Below are 11,470 nucleotides of genomic sequence, written 5' to 3'. Positions count from 1 at the left end.
GGGCGTCACGCCGCGCCGGACAGTCAGGCATGAAAAAGGGCGGTCGAGACCGCCCTTTTTCAGTGCACTGGCCTTACTCGGACAGTTTGAAGGTGATGAAGCTCGCACGTCCCTGGCGCAGTACGCGCATGGAGATGGAGCGATCCTTCGGCAACGCCTTGGCGATTTCGGTAAAGGTCTTCGAGGAATCCACGGCACGGTTGTTCAGGTGCGTGATGACGTCACCCGGACGCAGGCCAACCATAGCCGCCGGACCGCCCTGGACTTCCTTGATCACCACGCCGCCCTTGATGTCCATGGACTTGCGCTGCTCGGCAGTCAGCTCGGCCACGGTCACACCCATGCGGTTGCTGCTGCGCTCGGCGCCCTTGCCCTCGACGGCAGCGACGGCATCGTCGTCGTCCGGCAGGCTGCCGATGGTCATGGTCAGGGTCTGGCGCTTGTTGTCGCGGATGACTTCCAGGGACGCCTTGTCGCCCGGTTTCATGTTGCCCACCAGGTGCGGCAGGTCGGCGGATTCGTTGATGGTCTGGCCGTTCAGGCTGAGGATCACGTCGCCTACCTGCAGGCCGCCCTTGGCAGCGGGGCCGTCTTCCACCAGCTGCGCCACCAGCGCGCCGGCCGGCTTGTCGAGGCCGAAGGACTCAGCGAGGTCCTTGTTCACTTCCTGGATCACCACACCCAGCCAGCCGCGATTGACTTTGCCGCCAGCTTTCAGCTGATCGGCGACGTTCAGCGCCACATCAATGGGGATCGCGAAGGAAAGCCCCATGAAGCCACCGGAACGGGTGTAGATCTGCGAGTTGATACCCACCACTTCACCCTGCAGGTTGAGCAGCGGGCCGCCGGAGTTGCCCGGGTTGATCGCCACGTCGGTCTGGATGAACGGCACATAGTTCTCGTTCGGCAGGCTGCGGCCCTTTGCGCTAACGATACCGGCGGTCACCGAATGGTCGAAGCCGAACGGCGAACCGATGGCCAGCACCCACTCACCGACCTTGAGCTTGTCTGAATCTCCCAGTTTGAGGGTCGGCAGGCCCTTGGCGTCGACCTTCAGCACGGCCACGTCGCTGCGCGGATCGGCACCGACCAGCTTGGCCTTGTGCTCGCTGCGGTCAGACAGGCGCACGAGGATCTCGTCGGCGTCAGCCACCACGTGGTTGTTGGTGAGGATGTAGCCATCCTCGGAAATGATGAAGCCCGAGCCCAGGGATTGCGCTTCGCGCTGCTGGCCACGGGGCGCCTGGCCCTGGCCACCCTGACCGCGGGGAATGCTGCGCTCGAAGAATTCGCGCAGACCCGGCGGCAGGCCGTCGAGGTCCGGAATGCCCATCTGCGCGTTGGAGCGATCGGGAAGCTTCTGAGTGGTGCTGATGTTGACCACCGCCGGCGAGGCCTTCTCGACCAGCGGGGTGAAGTCCGGTAGTTCGGCCCGCGCGGTGACCGACAGGCTCAGCGCCAGCAGGGTGACCAGCGCAGCCATGCTGCGTTTCAGGGTTTGCATTGACTACAGCTCCCGTGATGTTGATTGGGAAGATCACTAAACAGGGCCGGGCGGCCCACCGACCAGCGTACGCAGCACAACCGGTTGCATCGCCGGATCATCCGTTTGCCGCCGCGTCAGGCGGCGCACCAGCAGCCGGGCAAGCAGAAAGCCTGCTCCACCGACCGCGATGATGAGGGACTCCCCGAAGCCGGAGCGCGCCGCCAGCCAGGCGAGCGCGAACGATCCGAGCAAGGGAAGCAGAAAGAAAAGTGGGGGGCTTTTCAGCAGAAGGTTTGGCCTCGATACCCGGCACGCTCTCGTCGCCGGGCGCAAGCTGCAACGAAGCCGCTTTCGATGAAACCGCTCGCAACGAAGAAGGGACGCGCACCTGGCCACGTCCCGACTCGATCCCCGGCTGCGCCAGTAGTCCCTGGCCGCAACCGGCATGGATCGAAAGTCCCGAGCGGGTGGAGCGGCGCAGCGTTTCGACCTGGACAGAGCCAGACCCGACCGCAACCACTCTCCCCCGCCCGCTGATCACTGTGGCTGGGCTCCCGACGGCCGCATGGACAACGCCACGCGCTCGGCCGTACCACTGGGAATCTCGCCGACCACGGTCACCATGGTGCCGCCGTCGTCACTGGCGAAGCGTCTCGACACCACGGTGGTCGGGCCCAGCTGGGTGCGGGCATCGTCGACCTTGGTGCCATGCAGGGGCTCGAGGAACACCGAGAAGCGCGCCAGGCCATCACCATAGGCGAGGCACAGGACCTGATCATCGGAGACCGGGCTGCGCTGCTGCGTCGTACCGGTCAGGGCGAACCCCGGCGGCACCCACTCGGAATGCCAGCCCGTCTTGACCTCGGCAACCTTGCTTTCCTTCACCGGCTTGCAGGCAGCGCTGGGCTGCAACTCGCCATCGTCCGGGGCGGACAGGTCGAGGCGGGTGAACTGCAGGCGCTCGATGATCTGGCCCTTGTCGTTGAGCAGCAGCGACTTGAGCGGCAGGCCGGTTTCCTTGTCCAGGTGCAGTTCGAAGCCGTAGCGATGCTGGTCACGCGGGATCACCGCGAGCACCACCGCCGGGCGGTCGGCTATGCGCGACTCGCCAGCGACGCGAACATCGTAGTAGGCAGAAAGATCAGCCGGATTGAGCTTGCGTGCCGGCCACATCTCGCCGGTCGACGCCTGCCCCGCCATGCCGCCACCGACGCACTGGGTGGCGCCATTGACGCGCACCACTTCCTGGCGCGGCCCATCGACCTGGACCAGGTGCTCGCGTACCGAGCCGTCAGTCTCCACCCGATGCCAGACATCGTGGGTGGTGAAGGCTCCGCTGCGTTCGTAGATGAAGGTACCCTGGAAGTTCTGTTTCTGATCAGCCTCGGAGAGGCGCTTGATCCAGTCCAACGCATCGGCGGCCTGGACTGGCAATGCCAGCAGACCGCCGAGGAAGAACAACAGTGCTGTCGTCGCGCGCATGTCGCTCCTTAAGGTCGCAAATCAGCGGCTTTCCAGGCTCGCGGCGCGTGCATAAGGCAGGGCGCTGTCGGTGCCGCTGACGGCGGACTGCTGCGCGTGTTGACGCAGGTAACCCGGAAGACGCTGGTCATGCCAGGTGGTCTGCCCGCCCTGGGCATTGGTAATCACCTGCGGCGCCTCGTCCTGAGTGTAGCCTGCCAGTACCGCCGGGCCTTGCACCTGAGGCAGGGCGATCTGCGGAGTGGCGCCTTGCTGGGCAAGGCCGCTGGCAACACTGTCATCCTGATGGTACATGCGCACACCGGCCAGCACGGCCAGGGTCACCGAGGCGGCGACGGCCAGGCGGCCGACATTGCGCCAGGGATTGCGACTGCGCGGTGCCGGGGTGGCTTCATCAGCCAGCGCGGCGGACACAGCGGCGGCGATGTCCAGCTTGGGCATGGCCGGCTCACGGTGCATCACTGCACGGGCCAGCTGGTAACGGGACCAGGTGGCCCGCAATTCGGCGTCCTCGCCGCAGGCTGCAAGCACACGCCGCAGCTCAAGCTCGTCCGCTTCGTTATCCATAACCGCGGACAGCGACTCCTGCAGGGCTTCACGACTCATAGCGGTACCTCTCTTGGCTTCTGCCGCTGTATCAGACTTCTTCATGCAACAAAGGCTGCAAAGCTTTGTCGATCGCTTCCCGCGCACGGAAGATCCGTGAGCGGACTGTTCCCACCGGACACTGCATCACGGTGGCGATATCTTCGTAACTCAGGCCTTCGAACTCGCGCAGGGTCAGAGCCGTGCGCAAGTCGTCGGGCAGCTGCTGGATGGTGCGATGGACGGTTTCCTCGATCTCATCCCGCAGCATTGCTCTTTCCGGCGACTCGATGTCCTTCAGGGCGTGATCGCCGTCGAAGAACTCCGCGTCTTCCGCCGTGACATCGCTGTCTGGCGGTCGCCGACCGCGCGCCACCAGGTGGTTCTTCGCGGTGTTGATGGCGATGCGGTACAGCCAGGTATAAAAGGCACTGTCGCCGCGGAAGTTACCCAAGGCGCGATACGCCTTGATGAACGCTTCCTGTGCAACGTCCTGGGCTTCCTGAGCGTCGTGCACGAACCGCACGATCAATCCCAGTATCTTGTGCTGGTACTTCAGCACCAGCAGGTCGAAAGCCCGTTTGTCTCCTCGCTGTACCCGCTCAACCAGTTGCTGATCCGTTTCCTGGGTTAGCATGAATGCTCCTCTGAAAACCTGGAGGAGCTTCGAGCACCCTGGTAAATCGTCCTGCCAAGATAGACTCGGGCCTTTTGCAAAAGTTCTCCCCTCCAAGCATGCGCCGCACAGTTTTTTCACATCGGCGGCAATCGGACCTCGACATGTGTCCGAAGCCCGTCAAATTCAACCGTACCGGGCGGAACACCCGCTCCCCTTCCGCGCAAGGTCAATCTGCGCGAAAAGTGGATTGGGTATTCCGCGTTCGAACCGGAACCCCTGAAAAAGTTCCGGCTAATTGCTGCAATCTTTGCCCCGACGAAGCACCCTCTGTTCCGCCTGGCGCGCCGGCTGAGCGGGGCTCGGGGCCGGCCGCCCTGCGACTGCCTGCGCGCCGCGAGCGGCTGCGGTGTCATCGGTTCGCCAGTATTGTGCCGTGGCCCCCTTCTATATACTAGGGCGCCATTTTGTGGAGCCGGGTATGAGTCAGCATTTCCAGCACGATGTCCTAGTGATCGGCAGCGGGGCCGCCGGCCTGACGTTGGCGTTGACGCTGCCCGCGCACCTGAAGATCGCCGTGCTGAGCAAGGGTGAACTGTCCCAGGGCTCCACCTTCTGGGCCCAGGGCGGCGTCGCTGCCGTGCTGGATGACACCGATACCGTCGAGTCCCATGTCGAGGACACCCTGGTCGCCGGCGCCGGCCTGTGCCGCGAGGACGCGGTGAAATTCACCGTCGAGCATAGCCGCGAGGCCATCCAGTGGCTGATCGAGCAGGGCGTGCCGTTCACCCGCGACCATGAGCCGGGCCGCGAAGACGGCAGCTTCGAATTCCACCTGACCCGTGAGGGCGGCCACAGCCACCGGCGCATCATCCACGCCGCCGACGCCACCGGCGCCGCCATATTCAACGCGCTGCTGGAGCAGGCCCGGCAACGCCCGAACATCGAACTGCTGTCGCAACGGGTCGCCGTCGACCTGATCACCGAGCAGAAATTGGGGATGAACGGCCAACGCTGCCTCGGCGCCTACGTCCTCGACCGCGCCACCGGCGAGGTCGATACCTTCAGCGCGCGCTTCACCGTGCTCGCCTCCGGCGGCGCCAGCAAGGTCTACCTCTATACCAGCAACCCGGATGGCAACTCCGGCGATGGCATCGCCATGGCCTGGCGCGCCGGCTGTCGGGTCGGCAACCTGGAGTTCAACCAGTTCCACCCGACCTGCCTGTACCACCCGCAGGCCAAGAGCTTCCTGATCACCGAGGCGCTGCGCGGTGAAGGCGCCCTGCTCCGCCTGCCCAACGGCGAACGCTTCATGCCGCGCTTCCATGCCCTGGGCGAACTCGCCCCGCGCGACGTGGTGGCCCGTGCCATCGACCACGAGATGAAGCGCCTGGGCATCGACTACGTCTACCTGGACATCAGCCACAAGCCCGACGAATTCATCCGCGAGCATTTCCCCACGGTCTACGAACGCTGCCTGGACTTCGGCATCGACATCACCCGCGAGCCGATCCCGGTGGTGCCGGCGGCGCACTACACCTGTGGTGGCGTGCTGGTGGATTCCCAGGGGCGTACCGACGTACCCAATCTTTACGCCATCGGCGAAACCACCTTCACCGGCCTGCACGGCGCCAACCGCATGGCCAGCAACTCGCTGCTGGAATGCTTCGTCTACGCCCGCTCCGCCGCCGCCGACATCCTTGCCGAACTGCCCAGGGCGCAGACATTGGTGGCACTGCCCTGCTGGGACGCCAGCCAGGTGACCGACTCGGACGAGGACGTGATCATCGCCCACAACTGGGACGAGCTGCGGCGCTTCATGTGGGACTACGTGGGCATCGTGCGCACCAACAAGCGCCTGGCGCGCGCCCAGCACCGGGTGCGCCTGCTGCTGGACGAGATCGACGAGTTCTATTCGAACTACAAGGTCAGCCGCGACCTGATCGAGCTGCGCAACCTGGCCCAGGTGGCCGAGCTGATCATCCTCTCCGCCATGCAGCGCCACGAGAGCCGCGGCCTGCATTACACGCTGGACTACCCGGACCTGCTGCCCGAGGCCCGCGACACTATCCTGGCGCCGTCCACCTATTGCGGCTGAAGCGCAGCCGTACGCGCAGGCGCCGGTGCAGTTCCGGCGCCAGGGCATCGGCGGGAACGCAGACGCTGCGTGACAGCCACTGGCCGGGACGGCGGAAGCGCAGGACGATCAACGCAGGCAGCGCCAGGCTGTCCGCCATCAGTTGCACCGGCTGAAATCCTTCGCGCTCGCTCCACAACTGCCAACCCTCGGCGTTGTGGCGCAGCGCACGCACCGAATCCGCCGCGCGCAATAGAATCCGCCCAGGCACGACCCAGCAGGCATGCAGCAGGCAGAGGCTCAGGCCAAAGGTTGTCCAGTGCAGGGGAATGTCCGCCAGCAGCAACGCCAGGACGGCGCCGCACTGGGCGGCGAGGTAGGCCGCCAGCAACCCGATGGACGGTTGCCAGCGGCACTCGAAGGGGTCACTTCGGCTGGACACGGTCCAGGATCATGCGAACGATGATGCGCAGGTCGGCATCTTCCGGCTCGCCGCGCTGCATGAACCAGCCGAACATGTCCTGGTCCTCGCACTCCAGCAGCTTGCGGAAGCGCGCCTGATCCTCGGCCGGCAGGCCCGGATAGACTTCCTGGACAAAGGGCACCAGCAGGACGTCCAGTTCCAGCATGCCGCGGCGGCTGTGCCAGAAAAGGCGCTTGAGTTCGGTTTCGTCGGTCATCTGCAGGTCCTCTCGTCTACATCGGATGCCCGCGAAGTTGACGCCACCGCGCGAGCCGAGCGGCATTATACGCATGCGCGGGCGCCCCGGCACCCGCTGACAAGGCAGGGCCTGAGCTCTATCATGAGGCCCCTAACTTTCTTCCAGCGAATCGTGATGACCGACTCTGCTTTCTACACCGAACTCAATCACGAAGGGATTCTCGCCGTCCGTGGCGCGGACGCCGCGAAATTCCTCCAGGGCCAGCTGACCTGCAACCTCAATTACCTCAACGCCGACTATTCCAGCCTGGGCGCCCGCTGCACGCCCAAGGGCCGCATGACCTCCAGCTTCCGCATCCTCGCCGAAGACGAAGGCTTCCTGCTGGCCATGGCCAACGACCTGCTGGAAAGCCAGCTGACCGACCTGAAGAAATACGCGGTGTTTTCCAAGGCCAGCCTGTCCGATGACAGCGCCCAGTGGGCGCGTTATGGCCTGAATGGCGCCGATGCCGTACTGGCCGACCTGGGCCTGAACCTGTCCGGCGAAGCCGACCAGGTGGCGCGCGCCGACGGCCTGATCGCCATCGGCCTCGGCCAGGGCCGCGTCGAACTCTGGGTGCCGGCCGCACGCGCCGCCGCTATCGCCGACCTGCTGCAGGCCCGCCTGCCCCACGCCGAGCTCAACGACTGGCTGCTCGGCCAGGTGCGCGCCGGTGTCGGCCAGGTGTTCGGCGCCACCCGCGAGCTGTTCATCCCGCAGATGATCAACCTGCAGGCCGTGGGCGGCGTGAGCTTCAAGAAGGGCTGCTACACCGGCCAGGAAATCGTTGCACGCATGCAGTACCTGGGCCGCCTCAAGCGTCGCCTGCAGCGCCTGCAGCTGGACGGCACGGAAGTGCCGGAGCCCGGCCGCGAGCTGTTCTCGCCGGTGCACTCCACCAGCGTCGGCGAGGTGGTACTGGCCGCCCGCGCGGCCGATGGCGTGGAGCTGCTGGCCGTGCTGCAGGACGACGCCGTCGCCGATGGCAACGTGCGCCTGGGTGATGACCAGCCCCTGCGCCTGCTGGACCTGCCTTACGTCCTGAACAGCGATCGCGAGATCCAGCGCTGAATTCCGTGCCGGGTGGGGAGCCCGGTTACCCCCTCAAGGAAACTTCATGAGCAAGCTTGCCGAAAAAGTACAACAGGAACTGCTGCGGGCCATCGACAACGACGAACTGGTGCTGCCGACGCTGCCGGAAGTCGCCCTGCGCGTACGCGAGGCGGCGGAAGACCCGGATATCAGCATCCAGGACCTGAGCAAGGTGATCGGCAACGACGCAGCCCTCACCGCGCGCATCATCAAGGTGGTGAACAGCCCGCTGCTGCGCACCAACAAGGAAATCACCGACCTGCAGATGGCGGTGAGCCGCCTGGGCATCAACTACACCTGCAACCTGGCCACCGGTCTGGCCATGGAGCAGATGTTCCAGGCCACCTCCGACGTGGTCGACCGCAAGATGCGCGAGGTGTGGACCAAGAGCACCGAGATCGCCGGCATCTGCCACGCCCTGTGCCGCCACTACACCCGCCTGGCGCCGGACCAGGCGACGCTGGCCGGGCTGGTGCACCAGATCGGCGTGCTGCCGATCCTCACCTATGCCGAGGAGCACAGCGAGCTGCTGGCCGACTCCATCAGCCTCAACCACGTGATCGAACGCATCCACCCGATCATCGGCGACCGCATCCTCAAGGCCTGGGATTTCCCGGCGCCGATCGCCGCCGTGCCGGGCCAGCACCTGGACTTCAGCCGCGACTCGGCCAAGGTCGACTACGTGGACATCGTCCAGGTCGCCACCCTGCAGAGCTACCTGGGCAGCCAGCACCCGTACACCGAGCTGGACTGGGCGACCATCCCGGCGTTCAAGAAGCTCGGCCTGGACCCGAATGCCGACGTGAAGGAAGACGAAGACCTCTCCGCCGCGATGGAAGCGGCGATGAGCATGCTGCAGTAAGGTTGCAGATCGGCGCAGATTGGAACCGATCGCGGACGGAGTCCGCTCCTACGCTTCCTGAATGTCCGAGCCTGTGACCGCCCCTCACCCCAACCCTCTCCCAGAGGGAGAGGGAGCTGTCCGTACCGGCTGACGCTATAGCTTCCCCCTGCACCGAACGGTTCCCTCTCCCGCTTGCGGGAGAGGGTTAGGGTGAGGGGCCTTTGCTCTTGCCCAGAGCTGAAACCCGCCTTGATCGGCGGGTTTCGCGTTTCTGGCTCAGGCGTTTTCCGCCGGGAAGGTCACCCGCACCAGCAGGCCGCCCAGCTCGCCCTCGCCCAACTCGATCCGCGCGCGGTGCGCGCTGCAGATCTCGCCGACGATGGCAAGGCCAAGGCCGGTGCCCTGCTGGCGGCGGCGGTAGAAGCGGCGGAACACCTTGTCGCGTTCCTCCGGCGGAATACCGGGGCCGTCGTCCTCCACCTCCAGCTCCGCCGGCGAGCGCACGCGGATGATCACGTTGCCCTGGGCCGGCGCATGGGCGATGGCATTGTCCACCAGGTTGCTGAGCAGCTCGTTGAGCAGCGTCGGGTCGCCCTTCACCCAGGCCGGCTCCTCCGCCTCCAGCGCCAGCGCGACGCCACGCGAATAGGCCAGCGGCGCCAGGGCCAGACCCAGCTCGCGCGCCAACTGGCTCAGCTCGATGCGCTCGCCCGCCCCTTCGGCAATCGCCCGCGCCCCGCTTTCCACGCGCGCCAGGGACAGCAGCTGGTTGGCCAACCCGGTTACCCGGTCAGTGTTCTGCACCGCTTCGGCCAGGGTGGCGCGCCATTGCTGCGGGTCCTGTTCGCGCAGGCCCAGTTCCAGCCGCGCCTTCAGCGCCGCCAGCGGGGTGCGCAGCTCGTGGGACGCCTCGGCGATAAACTGCGACTGACGGTCGAACAGCCCGCGCAGGCGCACGGTGAAGTGGTTGAGCGCCGCCACCAGCGGACGCAGCTCCTTCTGCACGCGCACCACTGGCAGCGGCCGCAGGTCATCCGGCTGGCGCTCCTCCACCGCTTCGCGCAGGCGATCCAGCGGGCGCAGGCCGGCGCTCACGGCGTACCAGACCATCATCAGGGCGGCGATGGCCGACAGCGCCAGGTTGAGCAAGGTATCGGTAAGCAGGTCGCGCGCCAGCCGTTCACGGGCGCCCATGGTTTCGGCGACGCGGATTTCCGCCATGCCGTTGACCGTCGGCTGGCTCACCGGCTGCAGCAGGCTGACCACCCGCACGCCCTGCCCTTCGTAGGTGGCGTCGTAGAACTTGGCCAGCGCCGGGTAATCGTCGGTGCGCGGCGTGCCGGGCGGCGGCGCCGGCAGGTTCTCGTAGCCGGAGACCATCTGCCCCTGGGGGTCGATCACCTGGTAGAAGATGCGCCCGGCGCTGTCGTACTCGAAGCTGTCCAGCGCCACGTAGGGCACGTTGGCGCGCAGGCTGCCGTCGCTGGCGTAGAGGCCGTCGGCGATGTCCCGCGCCGAGGCCAGCAGGGTGCGGTCGTAGGCGATGTCAGCGGCATGCCGGGCGCGCCAGTAGGTGGCCGCGCTGCCGATCAGCAACAGCACCAGCAGCAACCCGCCCAGGCGCCAGAGCAGGCGCCCGCGCAAGCTGCCGACACCGAGGAAACCCCAGCGCCGCTCAGCCATCCTGGGCTTCCAGCAGGTAACCCAGGCCACGGAAGGTGACGATGCGCACTGAACTGCCTTCGAGCTTCTTGCGCAGGCGGTGCACGTAGATCTCGATGGCATCGGCGCTGGCATCCTGATCCAGGCCGAACACCTGCGCCGCCAGTTGCTCCTTGCTCATCACCCGCCCCGGCCGAGCGATCAGCGCCTCCAGCACGGCCTGCTCGCGGGAGGTCAGGTTCATCGCCTGCTCGGCCAGGGTGAAGCGTCGCGCGCCGAGGTCGTAGACCAGCTCGCCGCAGCGCTGCTGCTGTTCGCCGCCGAGCACGCTGCGACGCAGCAGGGCTTTCACCCGCGCTTCCAGTTCGCTCAGTTCGAAGGGCTTGGCCAGGTAGTCGTCGGCACCCAGGTTCAGCCCGTGCACGCGGTCACGCACTTCGCCGCGGGCGGTGAGCATCAGCACCGGCAGCGTCTTGCCGCGTTCGCGCAGACGCGCCAGCACCTGGAAGCCGTCCAGCCGCGGCAGGCCGACATCGAGGATCGCCAGCGCGTAGTCCTCGCTGGCCAGGGCCAGGTCGGCGGCCACGCCATCCTGCAGCAGGTCCACGGTCCAGCCGGCGCCCTTGAGCGCCTGGGCGACGCTTTCGCCAAGTTGCGGATGGTCTTCGACCAGGAGGATTCGCACGGGTTTCTACCCCTCGGACTACAGGTTCGAGCCGGCAGTGTACCCATCCACGCGCCGCTGTGAATGGGGGAAATTCGCTGAAATCACTGCGAAAGAAGACTGAAAGCCTGGCGAAAGCTTAGCCCGTTAGCATCGCTGACGAGCCGCCTCCCAACCCGTGGTTTTTTTCGCGCCGACTGCCCTGGCGCAACGGTGGGAGAAGCGGACTCGACGACGGCGAAGACCGTCAGCAGAGCGAAA

General features: G+C 66.1%; 12 protein-coding genes. 3 read left to right on the top strand and 9 right to left on the bottom strand.

The features are described from left to right. Positions 1–73 precede the first annotated feature (73 nt). The 5 genes from HNP46_RS07200 to rpoE form a co-directional block, all read right to left on the bottom strand. Positions 74–1,504 carry a DegQ family serine endoprotease gene (locus tag HNP46_RS07200; RefSeq protein WP_184587251.1) on the bottom strand — a complete coding sequence of 477 codons (1,431 nt, stop codon included), beginning with the start codon at positions 1,502–1,504 and terminating at the stop codon, positions 74–76. A gap of 36 nt (positions 1,505–1,540) precedes the next feature. Continuing rightward, positions 1,541–1,933, bottom strand: a complete 393-nt coding sequence (locus tag HNP46_RS07195) for a SoxR reducing system RseC family protein (protein WP_260403104.1) — start codon at positions 1,931–1,933, stop codon at positions 1,541–1,543. A 90-nt stretch (positions 1,934–2,023) separates the two neighbouring features. After that, positions 2,024–2,968 (bottom strand): MucB/RseB C-terminal domain-containing protein, encoded by a 945-nt coding sequence (locus tag HNP46_RS07190; RefSeq protein WP_184587249.1) that lies wholly within the window; start codon positions 2,966–2,968, stop codon positions 2,024–2,026. A gap of 21 nt (positions 2,969–2,989) precedes the next feature. Continuing rightward, positions 2,990–3,574, bottom strand: coding sequence for a sigma-E factor negative regulatory protein (locus HNP46_RS07185; RefSeq protein ID WP_184587246.1), 585 nt, complete (start codon positions 3,572–3,574; stop codon positions 2,990–2,992). A gap of 31 nt (positions 3,575–3,605) precedes the next feature. Next, the gene (gene rpoE, locus HNP46_RS07180) at positions 3,606–4,190 is read right to left on the bottom strand and encodes an RNA polymerase sigma factor RpoE (protein ID WP_184587244.1); all 585 of its coding nucleotides are present in this window, start codon (positions 4,188–4,190) and stop codon (positions 3,606–3,608) included. Positions 4,191–4,650: 460 nt separating this feature from the next. Here rpoE and nadB point away from each other — a divergent pair, with 460 nt between their 5' ends. Further along, positions 4,651–6,267 (top strand): L-aspartate oxidase, encoded by a 1,617-nt coding sequence (gene nadB, locus HNP46_RS07175; RefSeq protein ID WP_184587242.1) that lies wholly within the window; start codon positions 4,651–4,653, stop codon positions 6,265–6,267. Here nadB and HNP46_RS07170 read toward each other — a convergent pair. Both HNP46_RS07170 and HNP46_RS07165 read right to left on the bottom strand, forming a co-directional pair. Next, a complete protein-coding gene (locus HNP46_RS07170) occupies positions 6,236–6,688 on the bottom strand; it encodes a protein YgfX (RefSeq protein WP_184587240.1) in 453 nt (150 codons plus the stop codon). The two genes, nadB and HNP46_RS07170, sit on opposite strands and share 32 nt — an antisense overlap. Next, a complete protein-coding gene (locus HNP46_RS07165; protein WP_017516651.1) occupies positions 6,672–6,926 on the bottom strand; it encodes a succinate dehydrogenase assembly factor 2 in 255 nt (84 codons plus the stop codon). The genes HNP46_RS07170 and HNP46_RS07165 overlap by 17 nt, the downstream gene beginning before the upstream one ends. Positions 6,927–7,082: 156 nt before the next feature. Here HNP46_RS07165 and HNP46_RS07160 point away from each other — a divergent pair, with 156 nt between their 5' ends. Continuing rightward, a complete protein-coding gene (locus HNP46_RS07160) occupies positions 7,083–8,018 on the top strand; it encodes a YgfZ/GcvT domain-containing protein (RefSeq protein ID WP_184587238.1) in 936 nt (311 codons plus the stop codon). 46 nt (positions 8,019–8,064) lie between these two features. Further along, on the top strand, positions 8,065–8,901 hold the full coding sequence (locus HNP46_RS07155) for an HDOD domain-containing protein (RefSeq protein ID WP_184587236.1): 837 nt from the start codon (positions 8,065–8,067) through the stop codon (positions 8,899–8,901). Between the two features lie 258 nt (positions 8,902–9,159). Here HNP46_RS07155 and HNP46_RS07150 read toward each other — a convergent pair whose 3' ends face one another. Further along, the gene (locus HNP46_RS07150) at positions 9,160–10,566 is read right to left on the bottom strand and encodes a sensor histidine kinase (RefSeq protein ID WP_184587234.1); all 1,407 of its coding nucleotides are present in this window, start codon (positions 10,564–10,566) and stop codon (positions 9,160–9,162) included. After that, the gene (locus HNP46_RS07145; RefSeq protein ID WP_184587232.1) at positions 10,559–11,230 is read right to left on the bottom strand and encodes a response regulator; all 672 of its coding nucleotides are present in this window, start codon (positions 11,228–11,230) and stop codon (positions 10,559–10,561) included. The genes HNP46_RS07150 and HNP46_RS07145 overlap by 8 nt, the downstream gene beginning before the upstream one ends. Positions 11,231–11,470 lie beyond the last annotated feature (240 nt).

The organism is Pseudomonas nitroreducens (assembly GCF_014204515.1).
Taxonomy (GTDB): Bacteria; Pseudomonadota; Gammaproteobacteria; order Pseudomonadales; family Pseudomonadaceae; genus Pseudomonas; species Pseudomonas nitritireducens_A.
The sequence above is the reverse complement of the archived record's forward strand: the minus strand, read 5'-3'. Positions and strand labels throughout refer to the sequence as shown.

Excerpts from the sequence above, each read along its gene's own strand:
- HNP46_RS07200 (WP_184587251.1), bottom strand. The coding sequence starts at position 1,504 with ATGCAAACCCTGAAACGCAGCATGGCTGCGCTGGTCACCCTGCTGGCG.
- HNP46_RS07195 (WP_260403104.1), bottom strand. The coding sequence starts at position 1,933 with ATGCCGGTTGCGGCCAGGGACTACTGGCGCAGCCGGGGATCGAGTCGG.
- HNP46_RS07190 (WP_184587249.1), bottom strand. The coding sequence starts at position 2,968 with ATGCGCGCGACGACAGCACTGTTGTTCTTCCTCGGCGGTCTGCTGGCA.
- HNP46_RS07185 (WP_184587246.1), bottom strand. The coding sequence starts at position 3,574 with ATGAGTCGTGAAGCCCTGCAGGAGTCGCTGTCCGCGGTTATGGATAAC.
- rpoE (WP_184587244.1), bottom strand. The coding sequence starts at position 4,190 with ATGCTAACCCAGGAAACGGATCAGCAACTGGTTGAGCGGGTACAGCGA.
- nadB (WP_184587242.1), top strand. The coding sequence starts at position 4,651 with ATGAGTCAGCATTTCCAGCACGATGTCCTAGTGATCGGCAGCGGGGCC.
- HNP46_RS07165 (WP_017516651.1), bottom strand. The coding sequence starts at position 6,926 with ATGACCGACGAAACCGAACTCAAGCGCCTTTTCTGGCACAGCCGCCGC.
- HNP46_RS07160 (WP_184587238.1), top strand. The coding sequence starts at position 7,083 with ATGACCGACTCTGCTTTCTACACCGAACTCAATCACGAAGGGATTCTC.
- HNP46_RS07155 (WP_184587236.1), top strand. The coding sequence starts at position 8,065 with ATGAGCAAGCTTGCCGAAAAAGTACAACAGGAACTGCTGCGGGCCATC.
- HNP46_RS07150 (WP_184587234.1), bottom strand. The coding sequence starts at position 10,566 with ATGGCTGAGCGGCGCTGGGGTTTCCTCGGTGTCGGCAGCTTGCGCGGG.